The following is a 24,590-nucleotide window of genomic DNA, read 5'->3' on the forward strand; positions in this document are numbered from 1 at the left end:
TGGCTGCTTACACGTGTCAGCGTTACACGTGTAACCTGCCAAGCGACTTTCCCCCACAAGAGTCATGGAGGGCACTGTGGCCCTTACCCCCACCCCCACCCCCACCCGTACGACCCGCGGCCTGCTGCCGCTGCTGCTCACCGGCAACACCGCGATGTACGCGCTCTACCTCGGCGTCGGTTCGGTGCTGCTGCCGATCCAGATCGAGCGGATCGACCCGGCCGAGAAGGTGGCCAACCTGGGCCTGGTGGCCGGGGTCGCGGCCGTCTTCGCGACCTTCTTCAACCCCTTCGCCGGGGCGCTCTCCGACCGCTCCGGCCGGCGCAATCCGTGGATCCTCGGCGGCGGGCTGGCCACCGTCGCCGCGATGGCGCTGCTCGGCAGCGTGGACACGGTGCTGCTGGTGGCCGTCGCCTGGTGCCTCGGCCAGGCGGTGATGAACTCCTACCAGGCCGCGCTCACCTCGGTGGTGCCCGACCGGGTGCCGGCCGCGAGACGCGGCGCCGCCTCGGCGGCGGTCGGGCTCGGCCTGCCGGTCGGCTCCACCCTCGGTGTGGTGACGGCCTCGGCCTTCGCCGACCACTACCGCACCGGCTACCTGACGCTCGGTCTGATCGTGGCCGTGGCGGCCGTGGTCTTCACCGCCGGGGCGAAGGAGCGGCGGATGGAGCCGAAGGCCCCGGTCCCGTTCCGGGAGCAGGTGGCGGCCTTCCTCGGGGTGCTGCGCGAGCACGACTTCCGCTGGGCCTTCATCGGGCGCTGGCTGCTGGTGCTCGGCTACTTCGCCGTGGTGGGCTACCAGTTGTACGTCCTGCAGGACCACATCGCGCTGCCCGCCGGCCTGGAGCCGGCCGAGGCGGTGGCGATCCTGACGCCGGTCTCGGCCGTCACCATGGCGGTCTCCACGGTGGTGGGCGGTGTGCTCTCCGACCGGCTGGACCGGCGCAAGCTGTTCGTCGGGCTCTCGGCCGCCCTCTCCGGGGTCTCGCTGCTGATCCCGGTGGCCAGCCCCACCTGGGGCGGGATGCTGGTCTTCTCCGCCGTCAACGGCCTGGCCTTCGGCTGCTTCATGGCGGTGGACACCGCGCTGGTCACCATGGTGCTGCCGCGCGCCGAGGACGCCGCCCGGGACATGGGCGTGCTGAACATCGCCAACGCCGGGCCGCAGATCCTCGCGCCGTTCGTCGCCTCCGCCGTGGTCGGCGTCGGCGGCTACACCCCCCTCTTCGTGTTCGGCGCCGTGCTCGCCCTGGCCGGGGCGCTCGCCGTCCGGCCGATCAAGGGCGTGCGCTGAGTACCGACATGTCGACACATCAGAAAGGCAATGGAGCAATGAAGCTGCACACCCATGAATGGGGCACCGGCGACCGGGTCGCCCTGCTGGTGCACGGGATCATGTCGGACCACCGCACCTGGCGCCGGTTCGGCCCGGCGCTGGCCGACCGCGGCTACCGGGTGATCGCGGTGGACCTGCGCGGCCACGGCCTCAGCCCGCGCGGCGAGGGGGAGACCCCGGCCGAGAAGTACGGGCCGCGGCAGTACGCCGACGACCTGGTGGAGACCCTGCCGGTGGGCGCGGAGCTGGCGGTCGGCCACTCGCTCGGCGGGCTCTCGCTGCGCTGGGCGGTGGAGCGGCTGGCGCCGGAGCGGGCCGTCTACTCGGACCCGGCCTGGCTGTTCGACCAGCCGGGCATCGACCCGGAGCTGTTCGTGGGCTTCGCCGAGACCGCGACCGCCGAGCAGGTGGCGGCGATGAACCCGCGCTGGGAGGCCGAGGACGTCCGGGACGAGCTGGAGACCCTGGCGCTCTGGGACCGGGACAGCGCCCGCTCCCTCACCGCGCACACCGGGTACGCCGGGCTGCCGGAGGCCCCCGTGGTGCCCTCGCTGGTCCAACTGGCCGACCCCAGCTTCCTGGTGAGCGAGCAGCAGGCCGAGCAGCTGCGCGGCCGGGGCTTCGAGGTGCGCACCGTGGCCGGGGCCGGCCACACCATCCACCGGGACGACTTCGCGGGCTTCCTGGGCTCGCTGGAGGGGTGGATCTGAGATGACCGACACGACGACCGAGGAGCGGGACATGACCGAACGGGACATGACCGAGCAGAGCCGGGAGGCGGCCGTCGAGGCCGCCCTCGCGAAGCTGGACCTCACCGCCAAGGTGGCGCTGCTGGCCGGGGCCGACATGTGGTCGCTGCCGGCGAACGAGGCGATAGGCCTCGGACGGCTGGTGATGTCGGACGGCCCGGCCGGGGTCCGGGGCGAGCACTGGACCGCCGACGACCCCTCGGTGGCGATCCCCTCGCCGACCGCGCTGGCGGCCGGCTGGGATCCCGAACTGGTGCGCAGGGCCGGGCGGTTGCTGGCCCAGGAGGCCCGCCGCAAGGGCGTCCACGTGGTGCTGGCGCCCACCGTCAACCTGCACCGCAGCCCGCGCGGCGGCCGGCACTTCGAGTGCTGGTCCGAGGACCCGCTGCTGACCGGGGAGCTGGGCGCCGCGCTGGTGGCCGGGGTGCAGGACGGCGGGGTGGCCACCACGCCCAAGCACTGGGTGGGCAACGACTCGGAGACCGACCGGTACACCGTGGACGTCCGGGTGGACGAGCGCACCCTGCGCGAGCTCTACCTGACCCCCTTCGAGACCATCGTCGCCAAGGCTCACCCCTGGGGCCTGATGGCCGCGTACAACGCCGTCAACGGCACCACCATGACGGAGCACCAGGAGCTCAACCTCCGGGTGCTGCGCGAGGAGTGGGGCTTCGACGGGGTGCTGGTCTCGGACTGGACCGGGGCGCGCTCCACGGTCGGCTGCGCGCTCGGCGGGATGGACGTCGCCATGCCGGGCCCGGCCACCGTCTACGGCGAGCACCTGGTGCGGGCGGTCCGCGAGGGCCTGGTGCCGGAGGCCACGGTGGACGAACTGGCCCGCCGGGTCCTGCGGTTGGCGGCCCGGGTGGGGCTGCTGGCGGGGGCGCCGCCGGTGGTGCCGGCCGAGCGGCTGCCGGAGGAGCTGGACGGGGAGGAGGTGGCCCGCGAGCTGGCCGCCCGCTCCTTCGTGCTGCTGCGCAACGAGGGCGGCGTGCTGCCGCTGGCCCCGGCCGAGGGGGCGGGGGTGGCGAGCGCGGCGCCCGGCCGGATCGCGCTGATCGGGGCGGCCGCGGCCGAGGCCCGGATCGGCGGCGGGGGCAGCGCCCAGGTCTTCCCGACTTCGGTGGTCACCCCGCTGGAGGGGCTGCGGGCCGCGCTCGGCGAGCAGGCGGTGGTGTACGAGGTGGGCGCCGATCCGCGGACCTTCGTGCCGCCGGTGGCCTTCCCCGGCGCGGCCGAACTGCGCGGCGTGGGCGGTGAGTTGCTCGGTACGGCGGCCACCGCCGACGGCAGCGTGCGATGGCTCGGCGCGCTCCCCGGCGGGGTGGGCTTCGACGTGCTGCGCGAGGTGGTGCTGCGCACCACCGTGCTGCCGGGCCGCGCGGGCGAGCACCTGGTGGCGCTGCGTGGCGTCGGCCGGTACCGGCTGGAGTGCGAGGGGCGGGTGCTCTTCGACGACGTGCTGCTGCCGGAGGGGGAGGACCCGGCGGCGGCCTTCCTGAACCCGCCGGAGCGGCGCTTCCCGGTGGAGCTGTCGGGACCGGCCGGGCTGACCCTGGTGCACACCCTGCCGGAGGCCGGGGGCTTCGCCGGCTTCGGGCTGGTCTCCTTCGCCCTCGGGCACGCCGAACCGGCGGGCACCGCCGACGAGTTGATCGAGCGCGCGGTGGCGGCGGCCCGGGCCGCCGAGGTGGCCGTGGTGGTGGTCGGCACCACCGAGGAGGTGGAGAGCGAGGGCGTGGACCGCGGCAGCCTGCGGCTGCCGGGCCGTCAGGACGAGCTGGTGGCCCGGGTGGCGGCCGCCAACCCGCGCACCGTGGTGGTGGTGAACGCCGGCTCGCCGGTGCTGATGCCCTGGCGCGAGCAGGTCGCCGGGCTGCTGCTGGCCTGGTTCCCGGGCCAGCAGGCCGGGGCCGCGCTGGCCGAGGTGCTGCTCGGCGAGCGCGAGCCGGGCGGGCGGCTGCCCACCACCTGGCCGGCCGAGGAGGCCGAGGTGCCGGTCTGGTCGGTGGAGCCGGTGGACGGCCGACTGCCGTACGAGGAGGGCCTGTTCATCGGCTACCGGGCCTGGCAGCGCCGGGCCGGGGCGGAGCCGGCGTACTGGTTCGGCGCCGGGCAGGGGTACACCAGCTGGGAGTACCAGGGCGTGTCGGCGCGGCTGAGCGCCGAGCCGGGCGTGCTGGCCGAGGTCACCGTCCGGCTGCGGAACACCGGGGCCCGGGCCGGGCGGGAGGTGGTGCAGGTCTACCTGGCCACCGACGGGGTGGACCGCAGCCGGCCCGTCCGCCAGCTCGCCGGGTTCGCCGTGGTGGAGGCCGGGGCGGGGGAGAAGGCCACCGCGCGGGTGACGCTGGCCGAACGGGCGGTGCAGACCTGGGGGAGCGAGGGGTGGGAGCTGCGCCCCGGGACGTACACGGTGGAGGTCGGCCGTAGCGCGGCTGATCGCGCCCTGACGATGGCTCTGGAGGTGAACGTGGCCGCCCTGACCAGCTAACAGTTCGTCAGATTCGTACGCGGGGTGTGTGATCCGTGTGGGAATGGCGCACAGTTCGTTCAGCTTCCTCGTGTCCGGCGTTCATCCGGCCGCATCTGGGCGGTACTTCTGAGCCGAGACGGTCTCTTCCGGCCAGGCAGCGTCGGAAGGACGGACCATCGGCATGGGGCATCCCAGATTCCTGATCGTCAACAGACCGTCCCGCCCCGAACTCGGTTCGGGCGGGACGGTGTGGCGGCTGCTCGGCGCCAACAACCGGCACCTGGGCCAGAGTCAGGAGACCTTCCGGGACGCGGTGGCCTGCCGGGCCGCGATCGAGGACTTCCAGGGCCGGGTGGACCAGGGGAAGGCCACCATCAGCTCGCTGGACCGTGGCCAACTCTGGCTCTGGCGCCTTGAGTTGGACGGCCGCACGGTGGCCTGCTCGGCCCGCGGCTACCGCCGTCAGCGGGAGTGCCAGTACAACCTGGCCCGCTTCTTGTCGGGAACCCGCAGCGCGGCCGAGGCGGACCGGGAGGGCGCGGCGTGACGACCGTGGCACCCCCGGCCGCGGACGCCCCCGAGGAGGACGTCCCCCGCCCGATCACCGCCAACCCCGGCCTGCCCGACCGGGTCTTCCTGGCCTGGGCCAAGGGCAGCGGCGCCTTCGTGCTGGTCGTGATGCTCGGGGTCGGCGGCTACCTGGCGGTGCGCGCCTCCGAGGCGCTCTCCACCGCCGGCCTGTCCTTCCTCACCACCGAGAGCTGGAACCCGGACGGCGGCAAGGGCCAGTTCGGCATCGCGGCCGTGCTGGTCGGCACCCTGCTGGTCGGCGGGATCGCCGTGCTGCTGGCGGTGCCGCTGGCGCTCGGCAGCGCGCTCTACATCAGCGAGTACGCGCCCCGGAAGCTGCGCCGGACCCTGATCGGCATGGTCGACCTGATGGCCGCCGTGCCCAGCGTGGTCTACGGCGTCTGGGGCTACAAGCTGCTCCAGTACCAGCTGGCCGGGGTGGCCCGCTGGCTCTCCACCTGGCTGGACTGGATCCCGCTGTTCAAGGTGAACGGCGTGGACCCGAACGACCCGCTCACCCCGCCGCTGGTCTACACGGCGTCAAGTCTGATGGCGGGCACGGTCGTCGCCTTCATGATCACGCCGATCATGTGCTCCATCATGCGCGAGGTCTTCGACCAGGCCCCGGCCGGTGAGCGCGAGGGCGCGTACGCGCTGGGCTCCACCCGCTGGGGGATGATCCGCTCGGTGGTGCTCCCGTTCGGCCGCGGCGGCATCATCGGCGGCACCATGCTGGGCCTCGGCCGCGCGCTCGGCGAGACCATCTCGGTCTACCTGATCCTCTCGATGGCCTTCGAGATCCAGCCGCACATCCTGCAGACCGGCGGCAGCGCGGTGGCACCGATGATCGCGCTCCGCTACGGCGACTCCACCCCGTTCTCCATCTCCGCGCTGATGGCGGCCGGGCTCGCGCTCTTCCTGCTGACCCTGGTGGTCAACTTCGCCGCGGCGGCCGTGGTCGCCCGTAGCCGTTCGGGGGCCAGTTCGTGACCACCACCGTTCCGCCGGCCGTGCCGGAGGCGCGGCTCGACAAGGAGCCGCGCACCACCGTGGTCGAGCGCCCCGAGTCGCCGGCCCCGCAGCGCCCGCGCCGGATCGCAGCCCGCCGGGCCTCGGACCACTACGCGTTCTGGGGCAGCCTGGCGGCCTCGGTGGCGCTGACCGCCCTGCTGTTCCAGCGCTTCGCGCCGTTCAGCGGCGGCTTCGGCTTCGTGCTCTGCGTCTGGCTCGGCTTCCTCGGCCTGTACGGGCTGCTGGTCTCCCGGGACGAGAGCGGGCTCGCGGTCCGCGACCGGCTGGCCTCGGTGGTGGTGCACTCCATCGCCGCGCTGCTGCTCGGTGTGCTGGCCTGGGTGGTCGGATACGTCTTCCTCAAGGGCTGGGACGCGCTGCACCACCTCAACTTCTACTCCCAGGACCTCTCCGAGGCCGGGCCCACCGACCCGCTCGACAAGGGCGGCGCGCTGCACGCGATCGTCGGCACGCTGGTCCAGATCACCATCTCCCTGGCCATCACCATCCCGGTCGGGATCAGCTGCGCGGTCTTCATGAGCGAGGTGCCCGGCCGGTTCAGCCGGCTGGTGCGCACCCTGGTCGAGGCGATGACCGCACTGCCCTCGATCCTGGCGGGCCTGTTCATCTACGCCGTGATGGTGCTCGCGCTGGGCTTCCCGCGCTCCGGCCTGGCGGCCGGCGTGGCGCTCTCGGTGATGATGCTGCCGATCCTGATCCGGGCCACCGACGTGGTGCTGCGCCTGGTGCCGGCCTCGCTCAAGGAGGCCTCCTACGCGCTGGGCGCCGGCCGCTGGCGCACCGTCTGGACGGTCACCCTGCCGAGCGCCCGCTCCGGCCTGGCCACCGCCGTCATCCTCGGCGCGGCCCGCGGCATCGGCGAGACCTCCCCGGTGCTGCTCTGCTCCGGCTACACCAAGAACCTCAACCCGAACCCGCTGCACGACCCGCAGGCCTCGCTGCCGCTGATGGCCTTCACCCTGATCAAGTTCCCGTCCCAGCTCCACATCACCAGGGCCTTCGGCGCCGCCGCCGTCCTGCTCGGCCTGGTGCTGCTGCTCTTCGTGGTGGCCCGCACGCTCGGCGGGCGCGGCCCCGGTGACCTGACCTCGGGTCAGCGCGCGCGCCGGGCCCGGCAGTCCGCCGCCGACCTGGCCCGGATGACCGCCACGTTCCCCGCTGCCCGGAAGGCACCCGTGCTCGCCCGAACGCTGACCCGCACTCTCACCCTCTTCACCGCGCTCTCGGTCATGGCCGGCTCGCTGCTGCTCGGCGCCGCGCCCCGGGCCGAGGCCGCCGACTACCGCCGGATCAGCGGCGCCGGCTCCACCTGGAGCAGCAACGCGGTGGACGCCTGGGTCACCAACGTCCGCCAGTACGGCATGACCATCGACTTCGACGCGCAGGGCTCCAGCTACGGCCGCAACCAGTTCAAGAACCAGGCCACCGACTTCGCGGTCACCGAGATCCCCTACGGCCTCACCGACGGCGGGCAGTTCGACGCCCCGCCGCCGTTCCCGTCGGCCTACCTGCCGATCGTGGCCGGCGGCACCGCCTTCATGTACAACCTGAAGATCAACGGCAAGCGGGTCAACAACCTGCGGCTCTCCGGCGACACCATCGCCAAGATCTTCACCGGTGTGATCACCAAGTGGAACGACCCGCTGGTGGCCGCGGACAACCCCGGCCTGGCGCTGCCCAACGTGGCCGTCCGCCCGGTGGTCCGCTCCGACGGCTCCGGCACCACGGCCCAGCTCACCACCTGGCTGAGCAAGCGTCAGCAGGGCACCTGGGACGCGTACTGCACCAAGACCACCCGGCACGCGCCCTGCGGGATGACCTCCTTCTACCCGCTGCTGCCCGGCTCCACCTGGCAGTCGCTCGGCACCTCGATCGCGGTGGCCAACGCGGTCTCGAACGACTCCAACGTCGGTGCGATCACCTACGTCGAGTACTCCTACGCGCTCAACTCCGGCTTCCCGGTGGCCAAGGTGCTCAACGACGCGAACTACTACGTGGAGCCGACCGGCCGCAACGTCTCGGTCGCCCTCGGGCACGCCGGGATCAACCCGACGGACCTCACCCAGCAGCTCGACGGGGTCTACAGCGCACCCGAGAAGAACGCGTACCCGCTCTCCAGCTACAGCTACATGGCCGTGCACACCAGCACCACCCAGAGCTTCCCGGCGGAGAAGGGCAAGACGCTCAGCGCCTTCGGGTACTACTTCCTCTGCGAGGGCCAGCGGCAGGCCGACAAGCTCGGCTACTCGCCGCTCACCCAGCAGCTGGTCAAGTCCGGGTTCGAGCAGCTGGCCAAGGTGCCCGGCACCGAGGGCAAGGCCTTCGACGCCAACTCCTGCGCCAACCCGACCTTCGGGCCCAACGGCACCAACCCGTACGCGGCCGGGGCGCCGGTGCCCCAGGACTGCGACAGGAAGGGCGCCCAGATGTGCGGCACCGCCACCGGCGGCGCCGGCACCTCGGGCGGGTCCGCCTCCGGTGGCTCCACCGGTGGTTCGGGCGGCGCCGCGGCGAGCGGCGGTAGCGGTGGCACGGGCGGCGCGGGCACCATGGGTGGCACGGGCGGCACCCGGGGGACCTCCACCGGGGGAGCCGGCGCTGCGGGCGGCACGGGTGGCACGAGTGGTACTGGTGGTACCGCTGGTACGGGCGGCGCAGGTGGTGCCGCGACCGGCGGTGCGGCTGGCGGCGGTGCCGGTGGCGCCGCGGGTGGTGGCACCGGGGGCGCCAACGGCGGTGCGGCGGGCGGTGGTTCGGGTGATCCGGCGCTCGGCGGCGGGGACCCGGCGCTCGGTGGCGGCGGTGGTGGCGGTACGGCCGGTGGCGGCGACGGCGGCGGCCAGCAGGTCTCCGCGACCCAGGTCGAGATCGCGGCCTCCGCCGGCAGCGGCCTGCGGCACTCGCTGATGCTGGTGGCCGGTCTGCTGCTCGGCGCGGTCATCGTGCTGCCGCCGCTGGTGGCCGGCCGGGCCGCCCGTCGCCGGGAGGAGGGCCGATGAGACTCCGTCGGACCTCGGGGCCCCGGGCCCGGAACACCGCTGTGGAAGCGGAGCTGAGCGGACGTCAGGAGACCGTCCGGGGACGGCGGCCGCTGCGGCGGGTGCTGCGGACGGCCGGGGCGTTCGCCCTGGTGCTGGCCGTGGCCGGCGGGGTGGCGCTGTCGGCCGGGCCCGGTACGGCTCCGGTGCGGGTGGCGGCCGGCGGTTCGGCCACCCCCGAGATCCCGGTGGACCCGATCACCGGCGCCCCGGTGCCGATCGACGGGCAGCGCCCGTCCGGTGCCCCCACCATCCCGGTGGACGCACCGCCCACCGGCACCCCGGCCGCGCCGACGGCCCGCTCCGGCGCGCCCGCCGCGGCACCCGCCGCCTCCACGCCTTCGGCGGCCGCCCCGGCCGCCCTGTCGGCGGCGGCGCCCGGTGCGGCCCGGCTGGCCGAGGCCGGGTCCGGGGCCGAGAGCGACGAGCGGCCCGTCACGGTGACCGGCACCGGTGAGTTCGCCGGCCTGGAGGTGACGGTCCACCAGACCGCCCACCTGGTGAACGAGTCCGTCCCGATCACCTGGACCGGGGGCAAGGCGACCTGGCCGAGCCCGATGATCCTGGCCCGGCACTACCTCCAGTTCATGCAGTGCTGGGGCGACGAGGACGCCGGACCGAGCCGCGAGCAGTGCCAGTACGGCGCCACCAAGGGCGACCCGCGGATCTCCGCCGGCGACTTCGTGAGCACCCGTCAGCTCAACGCCGGCGCCCTCGAGGACAAGGCCGACCCGCTCTACCAGGAGCACCCGACCAAGAACATCTACGTACCGTTCCGCCCGTCCAACGGCGGCCCGGCGGAGAGCGGCGGGGCGAGCCAGTACTACGACGCGCAGACCACCAACGAGGTGCCGTTCGGGCCGACCCGGGCGGACGGCTCCGGCCAGATCGACTTCGAGATGCAGACCGGCATGGAGGCGCCGGGCCTGGGCTGCGGCCAGACCCCGGCCGGCGCCCCGGCCGACGCGACCCCGCGCCGCTGCTGGCTGGTGATCGTGCCGCGCGGCGAGGTCGAGGTGAACAACGAGGTGCCGACCGGCTCCTCCGGCAAGCTCCAGACCAGCCCGCTCTCCTTCACCAACTGGAACAAGCGGCTGGTGGTGCCGCTGAGCTTCGAGCGGGTCGGTCTCTCCTGCCCGATCGGAAGCTCCGAACGGCCCACCAACGGAACCGAGATGGCCGCAGAGGCGATGTGGCGCTGGCAGCCGGTGCTCTGCCGGCAGGCGGGCGGGATCTTCAGCTACACCCAGATCGCCGACCACCTGGCCCGCAACCAGCTCAACCAGGACGACCCCGGTCTGTCCTACCTCGGCATCCCGCAGGCCCGCGAGGACGACCAGCCCGGCCGGACCCCGTTCTACGCGCCGGTCGCGCTCTCCGGGCTGACCTTCGCCTTCGACATCGAGAGCCAGTCCGGCGTCCGCACGCCTGAGGACAAGAAGAAGAAGGACGGCCAGCGCATCCACGACCTCAAGCTGACGCCCCGGCTCATCGCCAAGCTGATGACCCAGAGCTACCAGCAGTCGGTCAACCCCTTCGACCCGGACGTGCCGGCCGAGAACCCGGTCGACCTGCTGACCGATCCCGAATTCCTGGCGCTCAACCCGTACTTCAAGGACCTGTACTTCCCGACCAGGGTCGCCGACCTGCTGCTGCCCAACGGTGACAGCGACGCCGCCCAGCTGGTCTGGATGTGGCTGCTGAAGGACCCGGAGGCGGCCGCCTTCCTGCGCGGCGAGAAGCACGCGGTCTGGAAGGACACCATCAACACGGCCTGGCTCAAGGTCGGCACCACCTACCCGCGCTCCAACTACCCCAAGCAGGACGCCTACTGCCGGGAGTTCCCGGACGACCCGGACGGCCGCCCCGCCTGGTGCAACCTGGACTCGCACGCCTACGCGCCGACCATGCGCGAGGGCGCCCGGGGCATCGCCCGCGGTGACAGCCTGGGCAAGTCGGTCTGGGACGCCACCGTGGTGCCCGGCCAGCTCAAGAAGGGCTCGCCGCAGCCGCAGGGCCTGCGCGCCCTGATGGCCCTCACCACCACCGCCCAGGCGGCCCGGTTCGGCCTGAGCACCGCTCAGATCCGCAACGCCAAGGGCGAGTTCGTCACCCCGACCGACGCCTCGATGCTGGCCATGGCCAACGGCACCATGCCGGAGTCGGTGGCCATGATCTCGGTCATCGCGCCGTGGGCCGAGGTGGCCGGCGGCTACCCGCTGACCCTGACCACCTTCGCCGCCACAGTGCCCTCGAAGATCACCCCCGAGGCGGGCAAGTCCTACGCCGACCTGCTCCGCTACGCGGCCGGCCCCGGGCAGGAGACGGGCGTCGCCGCCGGCCAGTTGCCCATTGGCTACGTCCCGTTGCCCGAGCGGATGCGTACGCAGGCCAAGCTGGTCGCGGACGCGATCGAGTTCGCGGCGGGGAAGGCGGAGCCGACCCCGAAGCCGACCCCTGGGCCGAGCACCTCCGCCTCGCCCACGGCCTCCCGGTCCGCCTCGCCCTCGGCGACGGCCCGGCCCAGCACCTCGTCGACCGGTGGCACCGAGGTCGTCGACCTTCCCACCGCACCGGTCGGGGTGACGCCACCCGCAACCACCGGGAACGGAGCCGGAAGCGGCACCGGTTCGGGCAGTGGCAGCGGCAGCGGCAGCGGCGGCGGCTCGGGCGGGAGCCGGGGCGGCGGCGCCCCGGTGGACACGGCCCCGCTGAGCCCACCACCGCCCAGCCCCGAGCTCTCCCGGAGCCCGGTGACCCTCTCCGCCACCCCGTCCGCCTCGCCGGTCGCCAAGACCGCCGAGACCAAGGTCGGCTCCGCCCGCTACGTCCTGCTCGGCACCCTGATCGCCGGGGTGCTGGCGGCCGCCGGCGGAGTGGCCGCGCCGCACCTGCTGCGCAGGCGGCGGCGCTGACCCGGGGCGCGGCCCACAGACCAACGAACCACCGATTCACCGTCAACGCAGGTGCGCCACACGGCCGGAGAACCTCCGGCCGTGCCCGAGAGCTGCCCGTAGGAAGAAGGAACCGTGAAGTCTCTCACGAAGAGCAACCTCGCCAAGTGTGTGACCGTGGCCGCCGGCCTGGGCCTGGTGCTGGGTAGCACCGGCACCGCGCAGGCCGACCCGTCGGGTGCCCCGGCCTACCGCGCGCTGGCGGGTGTCGGCTCCGACACCACCCAGGGCGTCATGAACGCGATGGCCAACGACATCACCATCGGCGGCCAGAAGGTGGTGGGCTCCTACAACGCGCTGGGCACCCCCACCATCGCCACCAAGGCGGCGGCCGCGTGCCAGTCGGTCGCCCGCCCGAACGGCTCCGGCGCCGGCCGCACCGCGCTGGTCAACCAGCTCAACCTGGGCAACGGCTGCCTGGACTTCGCCCGCTCCTCCAGCCTGAACCTGGCTGCCGTGACCCCGGGCCTGACCTACGTCCCGTTCGCGGTGGACGGCGTCACCTACGCCGTCAGCTCCGGCTCCGAGGTCGCCCTCGACCTCTCCACCGCCGACCTGCACTCGATCTACAGCTGCGACCCGGGCTACGTCGGCACCGCCCCGAACTGGGACATCAAGCCGCTGCTCCCGCAGGCCGGTTCGGGCACCCGGGCGTTCTGGCTCACCGTGGTCGGCATCACCGAGTCGGACATCAGCGCCAACAAGTACCCCTGCGTGACCGACACCAAGGGCGGCAAGAAGATCGAGGAGCACGACGGCCGCGTCCTGGACACCAAGTCGCTGGTGCCGTTCTCGATCGCCCAGTACATCGCGCAGTCCTCCTCCACCATCGCCGACATCCGCGGCTCCGCCCAGCTCGGCAACATCAACGGCGTGCCGTCGGTGCTGCTGAACTCCAGCGCCGCCGCGACCCGTGACGTCTACAACGTCATCCCCACCGCCCAGGTCGGCAACAGCCCCTGGAAGGACGTCTTCGTCGGCTCCAACTCCGAGGTCTGCAAGCGCGCCAACATCGTCAAGCAGTACGGCTTCGGCGTGAACGCCAACTGCGGTGACACCTCGCGCGTCACGGGCTGACCTGGCCCTCGTACCGCCGGTCTGAGCAACACCCGGCCCGCACCACGGGCCTGAAACACCCTCAGAAACGCTCCACTGACGCCTGAAAGGCGAACTCCACCGTGAGCATCCGGATCACCCGCACCATCGCGGTCAGCGCGGCCACCCTGCTGGCCGCCGGCAGCATTACCATGCTCGGCTCCGTCGCCGCCCACGCGGCCGACAGCCCGACCATCGGCAGCCTGGTCGTCAACCCGGCCGCCGGCACCGTCGACGAGGGTCTGACCGTGACCGCCTCGGGTGCCTGCACCCAGGGCACCAACCTCCAGGTCCTGGTGCTCGGCCAGGGCTTCCCGGCCGACGGCTACGGCGCCACCTCGAACCAGTCCAAGGACGGCTTCCCGGCCGACGCCCAGGGCAAGGTGACCGTCCCGCTCTCCAACACCCTGCGCGGCTACGCCCAGGCCAACGGCATCGCCGAGCTCTCCGGCAAGTACGAGTTCCGGCTGCGCTGCCGCAACAAGGTCGGTGCCACCTACTACGGTGACTTCGTCGGCGCGATCTGGATGTCCGGCGCCACCAACTTCACCTCGACCGACCCGAACACCCCGGTCGCGGTGGCCACCTCGACCACCGTGACGGCCACCCCGAACGGCTCGGCCACCGTGGGCAGCGACGTCACCCTGACCGCCGCCGTCACCCCGGCCGCCCCCGGCACCGTGCAGTTCCTGGACGGCGCCAACCCGGTCGGCTCCCCGGTCGCGGTCAACAGCGGCCAGGCCACCCTGACCACCAACGCGCTGACCGAGGGCGCCCACCAGCTGTCGGCGGTCTTCACCTCCTCCAGCACCGGCTTCCTGGGCTCCACCTCCGCGGCGGTGGCCTACACCATCAGCCCGAAGGGCGCCGCGGCGACCACCACCGCGCTGGCCGTCTCGCCGTCCGGCTCGGCTGCCAAGAACACCCCGGTGAAGCTCAGCGCGAGCGTCACCCCGGGCGCCGCGGGCTCCGTCGCGTTCAAGGACAACGGCACCCTGCTCGGCACCCAGACCGTGGTGGCCGGCGCCTGCGAGTTCACCTCCGCCACCCTGGCCGAGGGCGACCACTCGTTCACCGCCGAGTTCACCCCGGCCACCCCGGCCGACTTCGCCGCCTCGGCCTCCGCGGCGGTGGCCTTCACCGTCACCCCCGTGGTGACCCCGCCGAACCCGGGCGGCCCGACCCCGCCCTCCCCGGTCTTCGAGACCATCACCACCTCGGTCGCCCCCGGCGCCCTGGTGATCAGCGTGGCCGGCACCAACGTCACGCTGCCCCCGCTGGCGCTGAACAGCACCAGCACCCTGTACACCACCGGCGGCGCCATCCAGACCGTCACCGTCACGGACACCCGTGCCGGTGCCCCGGGCTGGTCCGTCACCGGCCAGGTCGCCCAGTTCAACTCGGGCGCCAACGTGATCAACGCGCAGAACCTGGGCTGGGCCCCGAGCCTGGTCTCCAAGGGCGACGGCCTCAAGGTCACCCTGGGCTCCACGGTCAGCCCGGCCAACGCGGTCGAGGCCAACGACAGCGGCCCGTACGGCCTGAAGTCGGCCCGCACGCTGGCCACCGCGACCGGCCTCGGCACCGCCAAGCTCGGCGCCGACCTCACCCTGCTGGCGCCGACCTCCACCCAGGCCGGCACCTACCAGGGCCTGCTCACCCTGACCGCGATCTGACGCCGGTAGTTCACCGGGTCAGCGTGCGTTCGTAACCCGGCGGCCGGGCGGTCCAGGCGACACTGTGTCAGCTCTGGACCGCCGGGCCTCCGGTGCCCCAACTCCCGTACCGACAAGCGAGGATGACGCCGCCGATGCGCCGATGGCTCCTGGCACTCGCCACCCCGGCCCTGCTCGCCCTGAGCGTGCTCCAGGGGACCGCCGCCCACGCGGAGGACCCCCCGGCGCCCAACCCGGGCCAGAGCGCCCCCGCGCAGACTCCCGCCCAGGCCCCGGCCCAGGGCACGCCGCCCGTCGCGCAGACCTTCGGCATCCAGCCCTCCTCCGCCGAGGCCCCCGACACCCGGGGCACCTTCGGCTACGCCGCCACCCCCGGCGCGCTGGTCAAGGACCACGTCGCGCTCTGGAACTACAGCGACCAGCCGCTCACCCTGCGGGTCTACCCGGCCGACGCGTTCAACACCGACACCGGCGGCTACGACGTGCTGGCGGACGGCCGCAAGTCCGTCCAGGCCGGCAGCTGGCTGCGGACCGCCGCGGACTCGGTGACGCTCGCCCCGCGCAGCCGCCAGATCGTCCCCTTCACCCTCGCGGTGCCCGCCGACGCCACCCCCGGGGACCACCCGGCCGGGATCGTCGCCGCGCTGCGGGCGGAGAGCAAGGACGCCAACGGCAACGCCATCACCGTCGACCAGCGGGTCGGCGCCCGGGTCAACGTCCGGGTGGCCGGCGACCTGCGGGCCGAGCTCAAGGTGGAGGACGCCAAGGCGGTCTACCACCCGAGCGCCAACCCGCTCGACTCCGGCCGCACGACGGTGAGTTACACCGTGCGCAACACCGGCAACGTCCGGCTGGCCGGCAAGCAGGCCGTCCGGGTCGCCAACCTGTTCGGCTCGATCGCCACCGGCCACACCCCGCCCGACCTCCAGGAGCTGCTGCCGGGCAACTCGGTGAACTACCGCTTCGACGTCTCCGGCGTCTACCCGACGCTCTGGGGCACCGCCGGGATCACCGTGGACCCGCTGGCGGTCGGCAGCGACAAGGACCCCAAGCTGTTCAGCTCCGTCACCAAGTACAACTTCGCCTGGATCCCGTGGACCGCCCTGGCGATCCTGCTGGTGGCCGGCGCCCTCGGCCTGCGCTGGTACCGGCGCCGCCGCCGTCCGGCCGCCCCGTCCGCCACTCCGGCCGGAGCCCCGGCCGGCACCGCACCCGCCGCTCCGGCCGCGGTCGTCGTGGTGACCCTGATCGCCCTGCTGGCGTTCGGTCAACTCTGGTCCGCGCCAAGGGCGTCGGCCGCCGAGGCGCCCGGCACGTTGGCCTTCGACTACGGCACGGGCAAGGACGACGACCCGATCGACCTGCTCAGCTCGGCCCCCTGCCCGGACCCGGCGGGCAACTACGTCGGGGTCCGGATCGCCGGACCCGGCTTCCCCGCCGAGGGCTACCCGCTGACCGGCCTGGTGGCCGCCTCGGTCTACCGGCCCTCGCAGAGCGGCGGCTTCGTGCTGCCGCTGGCCAACACCCTGCGGGTGGTCGCCTCCCAGGCCGGGGCCGGACAGCTCAAGGGCGCGTACACCATCACCGCGACCTGCCGGAACAAGGTCCGCCCGGCCGCGCTCAAGGAGTTCACCGGCACGCTCACCTTCACCGGGCCGAACACCTGGACCGCCTCCGACGTGGCCCCGGCCGGAGCCGTGCACGCCCCGGCCCCCGACCCCGGCGTCGCCACCGGCCTGGTGGCCGGGGCCAAGGGCGGCTCCACCGCCGTGGCCGCCGCCACCGACGACCCCGTCCCGCTCCACACCTGGATCGCGGCCGCCGCCGGACTGCTGCTGCTCGGCTGGATCGCGGTGCCGCGCCTGCGCCGCCGCGCCCGGCGCACCGCCGAGGGGGCCGCCGAATGACCGCCACCGGCACCGTCCCGATCAAGGCGGGCCCGGGCCCGCGGGACTGGACCCCGGGGCCCGCGGCCCCCGCGCCGCCCGCCGCGCCCGCCCCGCTGCCGCCCTCCGCGCTGCCCGCCAGGCCCTCGGCGGTGCGCCGGTTCACGCCGGACGGACCGCAGTTGGTCGGCGCGGCGCTGGCCATCGTGGCCGGGCTGATGCTCGGCCTGCTGCTCGACCTCGGCCCGCTCGGCGGGCTGCGCCACCTGCGCGACCACGAGACCGGGATGGCCGAGCTGCGCCTGACCCTGGCCCAGGGCACCGCCCCGGTCGGCCAGTTGGACAAGGACGGCAAGCCGGTGCTGCCCGGTACGCCCGTCGCTCTGCTGGAGATCCCGCACCTCGGCCTGCGCGAGGTGATCCGGGAGGGCACCACCGGAGAGGTGCTCTCCTCCGGCCCCGGCCACCGCCGGGACACCCCGATGCCCGGCCAGGCCGGCACCAGCGTGCTGTTCGGCCGGCAGGCCGGCTTCGGAGGCCCGTTCCGCGCCGTCGGCCAGCTGAGGGAGGGCGAGACCTTCACGGTGACCACCGGTCAGGGCAGGCACGACTTCCGGGTGGTGACGGTCCGCCGCTCCGGCGACCCGGTGCCGCCCGTCCTCAAGTCCGGCGCCGGCCGGGTGGTCCTGGTCACCGCCGACGGCCCGCTGTACGCGCCCGACGGGCTGGTCTACGTGGACGCCGACCAGCTCGGTGAGGTGCAGCCGAGCAACGCCCGCCCGCTCACCACGGCCGCCCTGCCCGCCGCCGAGAAGGCGCTGGGCACCGAGGCCGGCGCCTGGGTGCCGCTGGTGCTCTGGGGGGAGGCACTGCTGCTGGCCGCCGTCGCCCTGGCGCTGGCCTGGACCCGCTGGGGCCACTGGCAGGCCTGGACGGTCGGGGTGCCGGTGCTCACCGCGCTCGGCCTGGCCGTCGCCGACCAGGTCGCCCGACTGCTGCCCAACCTGGTCTGACGTCAGTTCCTTCCTCCCGCACCAGAGTTCCAGCTACGAAAGGGGCCGCTCCGTGAGTCTCGACACCACGGCCGTCCTGCCCGTCGTCCCCACCGCCCCGAGCAGCGCCGGGACGCTCGACGCCCACGGCATCTCGGCCTGGTTCGGCGAGCGCAAGGTGCTGGAGCGGGTCTCGCTGCTGATGCCGGCCGGCCAGGTCACCGCGCTGATCGGCCCGTCCGGCTGCGGCAAGTCCACCTTCCTGCGCATCCTCAACCGGATGCACGAGCTCATCCCCGGCGCCCAGTTGGCAGGTGAGGTGCTGCTGGACGGCTCGGACGTCTACGCCCCCGAGCGCCGGCTCACCTCGGCCCGCCGGGACATCGGCATGGTGTTCCAGAAGCCCAACCCGTTCCCCGCGATGTCCATCTACGACAACGTGGTGGCCGGCCTCAAGCTCACCGGCCTGCGCGCCTCCCGGGCCGAGAAGGACCACCTGGTGGAGGAGTGCCTCACCAAGGCGGGCCTCTGGAAGGAGGTCCAGGACCGCCTGCGCCAGCCCGGCGGCGCCCTCTCCGGAGGCCAGCAGCAGCGCCTGTGCATCGCCCGCTCACTGGCCGTCCGCCCCAAGGTCCTGCTGATGGACGAGCCCTGCTCCGCCCTCGACCCGACCTCCACCCGCCGGATCGAGCAGACCATCCGCGAGCTGGTGGAGGAGGTCACCATCGTGATCGTCACCCACAACATGCAGCAGGCACACCGGGTCTCCGACCAGTGCGCCTTCTTCCTCGCCGAACAGGGCACCCCCGGCGGCATCGTGGAGCACGGACCCACCGAGGCGATGTTCTCCGCCCCGGTGGACCAGCGCACCTCCGACTACGTCAACGGCCGCTTCGGGTGAGCGACTTCGCGGTCTCCTGGCTTCCCGCCTCCTGACTGTCCGCCCCCTGGCTGCCCGTCACGGTGCGGCCCGCGGCCGGGCGGAGGGCGGTGGCGGCCAGGGCGGTGGCCGCGAGCAGGAGCAGGGTGCCGAGCAGGAAGGCGGCCCGGAAGCCTCCGGCCAGTGCTTCGGCGTGGTCGTGGCCGGCCTCGGCCAGGGCCTGGCCTCGGCTGCCGGCCAGGGTGACCAGGACGGCCACCCCGAGGGCGCCGCCGACCTGCTGGGTGGTGTTGAACAGGCCCGAGCTGACGCCGGCGTCGGCCGGTGCCGCGTCGGCCATGGCCAGCGAGGTGAGGGCGGCGATGGCGAGGCCGAAGCCGCCCGCGAGCAGCATGGTCGGCAGCAGGTGGACGGCGTACGAGGCCTCGGCCGGGAGCCGGGTGAGCAGGCCGATCGCCACCACCAGCAGGGCCAACCCGGCCAGCAGCACGGTCCGTTCGCCGAAGCGGGCGACTAGCGGGGCGGAGAGCAGCAGCGAGACGCCGCCGATCACCAGGGCGGCCGGGAGCATCGCGAAGCCGGTCGCGGCGGCGCCGTAGCCGAGCACGTTCTGCAGGTAGAGCGCGATCAGCACCTGGAAGCCGAACAGCGCGGAGACCATCAGCACCTGCACCAGGTTGGCGGCCGCCACCCGGCGCGAGCGCAGCAGCCGCAGCGGCAGCAGCGGCTCGGCCGCGTAGCGCTGGCGGAGCAGGAAGCCGGCCAGCAGCAGGGCGGAGACGGCGCCGAGCAGCAGCGCGCCGGTGGTGGAGCGCTCGATCGAGACGATCGCGTAGACCCCGAGCATCAGACCGGCGGTGACCAGCGCGGCGCCCGGCAGGTCGAGGCCGCGCAGCGAGCGGGCCGGGCCGTCGGCGGCCAGCACCCGGAGCGACAGCAGCACGGCGGCCAGGCCGATCGGCAGGTTCACGAAGAAGATCCAGTGCCAGCCGACCGCCTCGGTCAGCACCCCGCCGAGCACCTGCCCGATCGAGGCCCCGGCCGCCCCGACGAAGCTGAACGCGCCGATCGCCTTCCCGCGCTCGCCCGGCTCGGGGAAGAGCGTGACGATCATCCCCAGGCTGACCGCCGAGGCCATCGCCCCGCCGATGCCCTGGGCGAACCGGGCGGCGATCAGCAGCTCCTGACTGCCCGCCAGCCCGGCCAGCAGCGAGGCGCCGGTGAAGACCAGCAGCCCGGCCACGAAGATCCGGCGGCCACCGAGCAGGTCGCCGAGCCGCCCGGCCAGCAGGAGCAGGCCGCCGAAGGCGATCAGGTAGGCGTTGACCGTCCAGGTCAGGCCCTCGGCGGTGAAGCCCAGGTCGGCCTGGATGGCGGGCAGCGCGACGGTGACGATGGTGCCGTCCAGGATGATCATCAGCATCCCGGCGCAGAGCACGGCCAGGGCCGTCCAGCGCGAGTACGCGGTCGTATGCGTGGTCATGGAGTTCCTCCCCCTCGGTGGTGGCGACAGGAAGGAAGCTATCAGATAGTCCCGTTCGAGACTATCTTTTGCGGTATCGAGTTGTCCGGGACGGTCTCAGCCGCGCGGGCGGCGGGCCCGGCGCACCGGGCGCTCGCTCTCCATGGGCGTGGCCAGGTGGCCGTCGTAGAGGGTGACCAGGGCGCGCAGCAGGACGGCGCGGTCCTCCTCCGCCACCGCCTCCAGGGCCTCCTGGTGGACGGCGTCGGCGACCTTCACGCCGGCCGCGACCGCCTCGGCGCCGGCTGGGGTGACGGAGATGATCCGGGCCCGGCGGTCGGTGGAGGAGGGGCGGCGCTCGGCCAGTCCGAGCCGCTCCAGCTCGTCCACGGTGACCACCATGGTGGTCTTGTCCAGATCGGCGATCTCGGCCAGCTGGATCTGGGTGCGCTCCTGCTCCAGGGCGTGCAGCAGTACGCAGAAGCCGCGCGGGGTGATGCCGAGCCCGCTCCCGGCGAAGGCCGCCGACATCCGGGTGGAGAGCACGTGGCTGGTGTGGGTCAGCAGGGCCGACAGGTCCGGCATGCTGCGCGAGGGTTCGGTCATCCCCGCAGTCTACAAAATGCAGCCCCAGCGGGATTATCCGGAAGTGGACTACTCCACTGGGAGGGTCAGGCCCTCGCGCAGGACCAGGGAGACCAGCTCGTGCTGGGAGTCGGTCAGCTTCGGGTCGGCGCAGTGCACCGTCCGCCCGTCCACCGTGATCGCGTAGTGGAAGCCGTCCGGCACGCCGTAGGAGGGGTTGCGCAGCCCGCCGGCCACGGCCTCCCTGGCCAGCGCGTGGACGTGCGGCGCGTCCGTGCGCGCGGCGGTGTCCAGCTCGGCTCGGAGGGGGTGTCCGGCGAGGCCGCCGGTCCGGGTCACCTGGATGCGCATGGTTGCCAGTGTGCTACTCAGGGGCACCGTGGCGCTGCCCGTTTCGGTGAAAATTCGGCGTCGGATCGACGGGTGGATCAAGGAGGCGGGGGAGCGGCGGGCTGACGGTACGTCAGTTCGACCCGTCTCGCTGGGTGGGACGGTGGCCTGCCTCACTTCGGGGAGCAGGGCACCTGGGTTACGCTGGGCGACATCATGCGCTACCGGCTGCTTCTTCTTAGCTGCCGCGGCGAGGGCCTGTAGACCACGAAGGCCGGCTCCCTCGCCGCGGGATGCTGTGCTGTCCCCGTACGGATGCGGGGCAGTGGTCGGCCGAGTCGGGTGTCCTTTCACCCCGACCAGCCCGCAATCGAGTTCGGAAGCCGAGAGTCCCTTCATGACTGAGCAGTCCGCCATCGCTCGTGCCTTCAACGACCGCCCCACCCCGATCACGGCCGCGAACATCCAGCAGAAGCCGTCCGGGATGCCGTTCCAGCGGTACGTGCCGTTCGGCACCATCGACCTGCCGGACCGGACCTGGCCGAGCAAGGTCATCACCCAGGCGCCGCGCTGGCTCTCCACCGACCTGCGGGACGGCAACCAGGCGCTGATCGACCCGATGTCCCCGGCCCGCAAGCGCAAGATGTTCGACCTGCTGGTCAAGCTGGGCTACAAGGAGATCGAGGTCGGCTTCCCCTCCTCCGGCGCCACCGACTTCGAGTTCGTCCGCTCGCTGATCAACGAGGGCGCGATCCCCGAGGACGTCACCATCTCGGTGCTGACCCAGGCCCGCGAGGACCTGATCGAGCGCACCGTGGAGTCCCTGGTCGGCGCCCCGCGCGCCACCGTGCACCTGTACAACGCCACCTCCCCGCTGTTCCGCCGGGTGGTCTTCAAGGGCAGCAAGGACGACATCAAGGCGATCGCCGTGGACGGCACCCGCCTAGTGATGGAGTACGCCGAGAAGATCCTGCGGGACGACACCGTCTTCGGTTACGAGTACTCGCCGGAGATCTTCATCGACACCGAGCTGGACTTCGCCCTGGAGGTCTGCGAGGGCGTGATGGACGTCTGGCAGCCCGGCGAGGGCCGCGAGATCATCCTGAACCTGCCGACCACGGTCGAGCGCTCCACCCCGAACGTCTACGCCGACAAGATCGAGTGGATGTCGCGGAACCTGAGCCGCCGTGAGTTCGTCGCGCTCTCCACCCACCCGCACAACGACCGCGGCACCGGCGTGGCCTCCGCCGAGCTGGCGATCATGGCCGGCGCCGACCGGGTCGAGGGCTGTCTGTTCGGCCAGGGCGAGCGGACCGGCAACCTGGACCTGGTCAACGTCGGGATGAACCTGTTCTCCCAGGGCGTCGACCCGATGATCGACTTCTCCGACATCGACGAGATCCGCCGCACCGCCGAGTACTGCTTCCAGATGCCGGTGGCCGAGCGCCACCCTTACGCCGGCGACCTGGTGTACACCTCCTTCTCCGGCTCCCACCAGGACGCCATCAAGAAGGGCTTCGACGCACTGGAGGCCGACGCCGCGAAGGCGGGCGTGCCGGTCGGCGAGTACACCTGGGGCGTCCCGTACCTGCCGATCGACCCGAAGGACGTCGGCCGCTCCTACGAGGCGGTCATCCGGGTCAACAGCCAGTCCGGCAAGGGCGGCATCGCCTACGTGCTGAAGAACGACCACAAGCTGGACCTGCCGCGCCGTCAGCAGATCGAGTTCTCCCGGATCATCCAGGCCAAGACCGACGCCGAGGGCGGCGAGGTCACCCCGGCCGAGATCTGGAGCGTCTTCCAGGACGAGTACCTGCCCACCCCGGCGAACCCGTGGGGCCGGATCTCGCTGAGCGGCTCGCGCAGCCTGGAGACCGAGGACGGCCGCGACCTGCTGCGTGCCGAGGCCGTGGTGGACGGCCGCTCCGTCACCCTGAGCGGCACCGGCAACGGCCCGGTCTCCGCCTTCGTCAACGCGCTGGGCGGCATCGGCGTGGACGTACGGGTGCTGGACTACGCCGAGCACGCGCTGAGCGAGGGCGGCGACGCCCAGGCCGCCGCGTACGTCGAGTGCGCGGTGGACGGCAAGGTGCTGTGGGGCGTCGGGATCGACGGCAACACGGTGCTGGCCTCGCTGAAGGCCGTGGTCAGTGCGGTGAACCGGGCCCAGCGGGGCTGACGGTGCGTCAGGGGGGCCGCTTCGGCGGCCCCTTCGGCGTTTCCGGGGGTTGTCCGGGGGTCTGCTCGGGCCCGTTCGGGCGGGGGCGTGGGGATGTGTTCTGCGACACATTTTTACCCGTTCGGGGTGCTGACACCCGCGCTTAACCGTGGCAGCATCTACCCACCGGAACCGGGGTCGGTGGGACGACCGCGGCGTCCGGTCGCGTGACCTGCCCATTGTTGTGCAGGCCGCCTGCCATGTCTGGGGAGTTGGCGCCGTGACAGGGTTGTGGGGTGTCCGCCCTCGGTGGCGGACTGACGTCCTCGGTGATTTCTACTGTCCGGGCTGCGGCGGGGACCGCAACTACCGCCGGCAGCACGGCCGGCGGTGGCTGCGGTTGTTCGGTACCCCGGTGCTGCCGGTCGGTCCGGTCACCGGCTGCGTGCAGTGCACCACCTGCCACCGGCGCTTCGGGCTGGAGGCGCTCGACCAACTCACCTGCGTGCGGCTGGGCGCGATGCTGCGGGACGCGCAGTACACCGTCGCCCTGGCCGTGCTGGCGGCCGGGGGCACCGGCAGCCGGGCCGCGCGGGACGCCGCCTGCGAGGCGATCCGGGAGGCCGGGTTCGAGGACTCCGGCGAGGCCCAGGTGCTCGCCGCGCTCGCCGCGCTGTCGGGGCTGGGCGGGGACGCACCGCTCGACCTGGACGCCTCCGGCACCGCCCTGACCGTCGAACTCCACGCCGCCCTCGAACCGTTGGCCCCGCACCTGGCCCAGCCCGGCCGCGAACGCCTCGTCCTCCAGGGCGCCTGGATCGCCCTCGCCGACGGCCGCTACCTCCCCCACGAACGCACCGCCCTCGCCGCCGTCGGCCGCTGCCTCGACCTCCCCGCCGCCCGCACCGAAGAACTCCTCGAAGCCGCCACCCGCACCTCCCACTGAGCCGGGCCCGACTCCCCCCTCCGGGCCCGCCACGACCCGCACCCGCAGGACGGTTCCCCCACGGACCAGGGTGCGGGCTCGCGGCTGCGCCCTCGCCTGCGGCGAGCTGACGGGGCGTGAGGTCTTGCGAAGCTCGCTGCGCGGCGTCGGCGCCTGTGGCAAGGCGGCTTCGCGCTGTCCGCCAGGCCCACCGCGCAGGTGACGTCGTGCCGCAGCGTGCGTCAGCCGCCTGCGGCGAGCTGACGGGGCGTACGGAACGGCGCGTGGGCCGAGGCGCAGCGAGCGAGTCCGCCACGCCGTTCCGCCCGAGCCCGCCGCAGGCGACTTCGTGCCGTTCCGCCCGAGCCCGCCGCAGGCGACTTCGTGCCGTTCCGCCCGAGCCCGCCGCAGGCGACTTCGTGCCGTTCCGCCCGAGCCCGCCGCAG

General features: G+C 73.2%; 17 protein-coding genes. 14 read left to right on the forward strand and 3 right to left on the reverse strand.

What is annotated here, in order from left to right; genetic code table 11:
- Positions 1 to 76: 76 nt before the first annotated feature.
- From ACZ6ZR_RS20665 to ACZ6ZR_RS20720, 12 genes are all read left to right on the forward strand, one after another.
- Positions 77 to 1,294 carry an MFS transporter gene (locus tag ACZ6ZR_RS20665; RefSeq protein ID WP_465644265.1) on the forward strand — a complete coding sequence of 406 codons (1,218 nt, stop codon included), beginning with the start codon at positions 77 to 79 and terminating at the stop codon, positions 1,292 to 1,294.
- 38 nt (positions 1,295 to 1,332) lie between these two features.
- Positions 1,333 to 2,046: an alpha/beta fold hydrolase gene (locus tag ACZ6ZR_RS20670; RefSeq protein WP_465644266.1), complete on the forward strand. Its 714-nt coding sequence runs from the start codon at positions 1,333 to 1,335 to the stop codon at positions 2,044 to 2,046.
- Between the two features lies 1 nt (position 2,047).
- Positions 2,048 to 4,579 carry a beta-glucosidase gene (locus tag ACZ6ZR_RS20675; RefSeq protein WP_465644267.1) on the forward strand — a complete coding sequence of 844 codons (2,532 nt, stop codon included), beginning with the start codon at positions 2,048 to 2,050 and terminating at the stop codon, positions 4,577 to 4,579.
- A gap of 163 nt (positions 4,580 to 4,742) precedes the next feature.
- On the forward strand, positions 4,743 to 5,108 hold the full coding sequence (locus ACZ6ZR_RS20680) for a hypothetical protein (protein ID WP_465644268.1): 366 nt from the start codon (positions 4,743 to 4,745) through the stop codon (positions 5,106 to 5,108).
- Entirely contained in the window at positions 5,105 to 6,121 is a 1,017-nt protein-coding gene (gene pstC, locus ACZ6ZR_RS20685; RefSeq protein ID WP_465644270.1) for a phosphate ABC transporter permease subunit PstC, read from the forward strand. The genes ACZ6ZR_RS20680 and pstC overlap by 4 nt, the downstream gene beginning before the upstream one ends.
- Positions 6,118 to 9,162 (forward strand): phosphate ABC transporter permease PstA, encoded by a 3,045-nt coding sequence (pstA, locus tag ACZ6ZR_RS20690; protein WP_465644271.1) that lies wholly within the window; start codon positions 6,118 to 6,120, stop codon positions 9,160 to 9,162. Before pstC ends, pstA begins: the two co-directional genes overlap by 4 nt.
- Positions 9,159 to 12,116, forward strand: a complete 2,958-nt coding sequence (locus tag ACZ6ZR_RS20695; RefSeq protein ID WP_465644272.1) for a hypothetical protein — start codon at positions 9,159 to 9,161, stop codon at positions 12,114 to 12,116. The genes pstA and ACZ6ZR_RS20695 overlap by 4 nt, the downstream gene beginning before the upstream one ends.
- A gap of 114 nt (positions 12,117 to 12,230) precedes the next feature.
- Positions 12,231 to 13,232 (forward strand): hypothetical protein, encoded by a 1,002-nt coding sequence (locus ACZ6ZR_RS20700; RefSeq protein ID WP_465644274.1) that lies wholly within the window; start codon positions 12,231 to 12,233, stop codon positions 13,230 to 13,232.
- 101 nt (positions 13,233 to 13,333) lie between these two features.
- Positions 13,334 to 14,926 carry an Ig-like domain-containing protein gene (locus ACZ6ZR_RS20705; protein ID WP_465644275.1) on the forward strand — a complete coding sequence of 531 codons (1,593 nt, stop codon included), beginning with the start codon at positions 13,334 to 13,336 and terminating at the stop codon, positions 14,924 to 14,926.
- 134 nt (positions 14,927 to 15,060) lie between these two features.
- Positions 15,061 to 16,833, forward strand: coding sequence for a hypothetical protein (locus tag ACZ6ZR_RS20710; protein WP_465644276.1), 1,773 nt, complete (start codon positions 15,061 to 15,063; stop codon positions 16,831 to 16,833).
- The gene (locus ACZ6ZR_RS20715) at positions 16,830 to 17,825 is read left to right on the forward strand and encodes a sortase (protein ID WP_465644278.1); all 996 of its coding nucleotides are present in this window, start codon (positions 16,830 to 16,832) and stop codon (positions 17,823 to 17,825) included. The genes ACZ6ZR_RS20710 and ACZ6ZR_RS20715 overlap by 4 nt, the downstream gene beginning before the upstream one ends.
- Before the next feature lie 76 nt (positions 17,826 to 17,901).
- On the forward strand, positions 17,902 to 18,705 hold the full coding sequence (locus ACZ6ZR_RS20720) for a phosphate ABC transporter ATP-binding protein (protein ID WP_465644293.1): 804 nt from the start codon (positions 17,902 to 17,904) through the stop codon (positions 18,703 to 18,705).
- Here ACZ6ZR_RS20720 and ACZ6ZR_RS20725 read toward each other — a convergent pair.
- The 3 genes from ACZ6ZR_RS20725 to ACZ6ZR_RS20735 form a co-directional block, all read right to left on the reverse strand.
- Positions 18,686 to 20,167, reverse strand: coding sequence for an MFS transporter (locus ACZ6ZR_RS20725; RefSeq protein WP_465644280.1), 1,482 nt, complete (start codon positions 20,165 to 20,167; stop codon positions 18,686 to 18,688). The two genes, ACZ6ZR_RS20720 and ACZ6ZR_RS20725, sit on opposite strands and share 20 nt — an antisense overlap.
- 96 nt (positions 20,168 to 20,263) lie before the next feature.
- Positions 20,264 to 20,752 (reverse strand): MarR family winged helix-turn-helix transcriptional regulator, encoded by a 489-nt coding sequence (locus tag ACZ6ZR_RS20730; protein WP_465644282.1) that lies wholly within the window; start codon positions 20,750 to 20,752, stop codon positions 20,264 to 20,266.
- A 48-nt stretch (positions 20,753 to 20,800) separates the two neighbouring features.
- Positions 20,801 to 21,082 carry a protealysin inhibitor emfourin gene (locus ACZ6ZR_RS20735; protein ID WP_465644283.1) on the reverse strand — a complete coding sequence of 94 codons (282 nt, stop codon included), beginning with the start codon at positions 21,080 to 21,082 and terminating at the stop codon, positions 20,801 to 20,803.
- A 376-nt stretch (positions 21,083 to 21,458) separates the two neighbouring features.
- On the opposite strand from ACZ6ZR_RS20735, the gene leuA reads away from it, so the two are divergent.
- Positions 21,459 to 23,240: a 2-isopropylmalate synthase gene (gene leuA, locus ACZ6ZR_RS20740; protein WP_465644284.1), complete on the forward strand. Its 1,782-nt coding sequence runs from the start codon at positions 21,459 to 21,461 to the stop codon at positions 23,238 to 23,240.
- Positions 23,241 to 23,619: 379 nt separating this feature from the next.
- On the forward strand, positions 23,620 to 24,165 hold the full coding sequence (locus tag ACZ6ZR_RS20745) for a TerB family tellurite resistance protein (RefSeq protein WP_465644286.1): 546 nt from the start codon (positions 23,620 to 23,622) through the stop codon (positions 24,163 to 24,165).
- The last annotated feature ends 425 nt before the right edge of the window (positions 24,166 to 24,590 follow it).

Source organism: Kitasatospora sp. NPDC088742 (genome assembly GCF_055584905.1).

Excerpts from the sequence above, each read along its gene's own strand:
- ACZ6ZR_RS20670 (WP_465644266.1), top strand. The coding sequence starts at position 1,333 with ATGAAGCTGCACACCCATGAATGGGGCACCGGCGACCGGGTCGCCCTG.
- ACZ6ZR_RS20675 (WP_465644267.1), top strand. The coding sequence starts at position 2,048 with ATGACCGACACGACGACCGAGGAGCGGGACATGACCGAACGGGACATG.
- ACZ6ZR_RS20680 (WP_465644268.1), top strand. The coding sequence starts at position 4,743 with ATGGGGCATCCCAGATTCCTGATCGTCAACAGACCGTCCCGCCCCGAA.
- ACZ6ZR_RS20695 (WP_465644272.1), top strand. The coding sequence starts at position 9,159 with ATGAGACTCCGTCGGACCTCGGGGCCCCGGGCCCGGAACACCGCTGTG.
- ACZ6ZR_RS20710 (WP_465644276.1), top strand. The coding sequence starts at position 15,061 with ATGCGCCGATGGCTCCTGGCACTCGCCACCCCGGCCCTGCTCGCCCTG.
- ACZ6ZR_RS20715 (WP_465644278.1), top strand. The coding sequence starts at position 16,830 with ATGACCGCCACCGGCACCGTCCCGATCAAGGCGGGCCCGGGCCCGCGG.
- ACZ6ZR_RS20725 (WP_465644280.1), bottom strand. The coding sequence starts at position 20,167 with ATGACCACGCATACGACCGCGTACTCGCGCTGGACGGCCCTGGCCGTG.
- ACZ6ZR_RS20730 (WP_465644282.1), bottom strand. The coding sequence starts at position 20,752 with ATGACCGAACCCTCGCGCAGCATGCCGGACCTGTCGGCCCTGCTGACC.
- ACZ6ZR_RS20735 (WP_465644283.1), bottom strand. The coding sequence starts at position 21,082 with ATGCGCATCCAGGTGACCCGGACCGGCGGCCTCGCCGGACACCCCCTC.
- leuA (WP_465644284.1), top strand. The coding sequence starts at position 21,459 with ATGACTGAGCAGTCCGCCATCGCTCGTGCCTTCAACGACCGCCCCACC.